Here is a 1,439-nt window from a genome sequence, read left to right as displayed (position 1 = left end):
GGTTCTATAATAAATATTGGGGTGGTACTTCACCCCGATATTTATTTGTAATAAAATACACTTATAAATCGCCTACCACTACTTTCGTACTGCCTCGCTAACACTATGAAAGAAGGTGATTTATAAGTGCACTCTAATTGTACCAATAAACTGTTAAATTTAGAAGGAGTTAAAATAAAAAATGTTTGTCATTCTAATACAAAAATTACAATTACGTTAGTAACAGATCCCTCAGAGCAGATATGCCCTGTGTGTGGTAACTTCACTTCAAAGGTTCATGATTACAGAAAACAGGTTATTAAAGACCTTCCTCTTCAACTTAAACCGGTTGTTCTAATCCTTAGAAAAAGGCGCTATACCTGCTCCTGTGGCAAGCATTTTTATGAGCACTACCCATGGCTTCCTAAATATCAGCACATGACAAAAAGATTAGCCATGTATATCTGCCATCAACTTAGGCAGATAGTCAGCTATTCCTATGTGGCTTCTCAAACTAATGTATCTTCTTCTACTGTATCTCGTGTTTTTGATCGATTACGCTACGAAAAGCCCAATATACCTAGTGTACTTTCAATTGATGAGTTCAAGGGGAATGCAGAGACTGGTAAGTATCAGTGTATCCTAGTTGACGGTAAAAAGCATCGTATCCTAGATATTTTACCGGATCGTACTCAATCCCATCTAAGCAGCTATTTTCGTGATATTCCTAGGCCTCAAAGAAATAGAGTTGAGTTCTTTATTTTAGACATGTGGGAGCAATATAGAGATTTAGCTAAAGCTTACTTTCCGAATGCAACGCTTATAGTCGACAAGTATCATTTTGTACGGCAAGTTACATGGGCTATCGAAAATGTCAGGAAAAGACTGCAGAAAACAATGCCTGTATCTCTACGAAAGTATTATAAACGAAGTAGGAGCCTTATTCTTTCGCGTTATCATAAGCTTAAGGGTGAAAAGAAAAAGGAAACAGATATCATGCTTCATTACAATGACGATTTGAGAAAATCCCATTTGCTAAAAGAATGGTTTTATCAAATCTGTGAAGAAACACGCTATTCTGTTACAAGAACAGAGTTCTGGAATTGGATAAAGAATGCTGAATGCAGTGGTATCAAAGAGTTCGAAGATTGTGCTAAGACCTATCGAAATTGGTCAAGGGAAATCCTTAACGCATTTAAGTATGGCTATACAAATGGCCCAACAGAAGGATTTAACAATAAGATCAAAGTACTAAAAAGAGTATCTTATGGTGTAAAAAACTTTGAACGCTTTAGAAACAGAATACTACATACGAGTAGTTAGTACAAAGAAAAAATAGTGGTAGGCTTATTAAGTGCACCCTAAAACACCTTATAGAACCTATAAACATAAAAATAGCTCTAAAACCAGTGTTGGGGCATGATTCAAATGAATCACACCCCAACACTTGACAATGAGCC

1 protein-coding gene is annotated in these 1,439 nt (G+C 36.1%); it reads left to right on the top strand.

The annotated features are described in order from the left end of the window. Window positions 1-126 precede the first annotated feature (126 nt). Window positions 127-1,302, top strand: coding sequence for an ISL3 family transposase (locus I5677_RS17045; RefSeq protein WP_197662852.1), 1,176 nt, complete (start codon window positions 127-129; stop codon window positions 1,300-1,302). Window positions 1,303-1,439: the final 137 nt, after the last annotated feature.

The sequence above is a fragment of the Mobilitalea sibirica genome (assembly GCF_015999265.1).
Taxonomy (GTDB): domain Bacteria; phylum Bacillota; class Clostridia; order Lachnospirales; family Lachnospiraceae; genus Mobilitalea; species Mobilitalea sibirica.
Note: the sequence above shows the minus strand (reverse complement) of the source record. Positions and strands in the feature narration are given on the sequence as shown.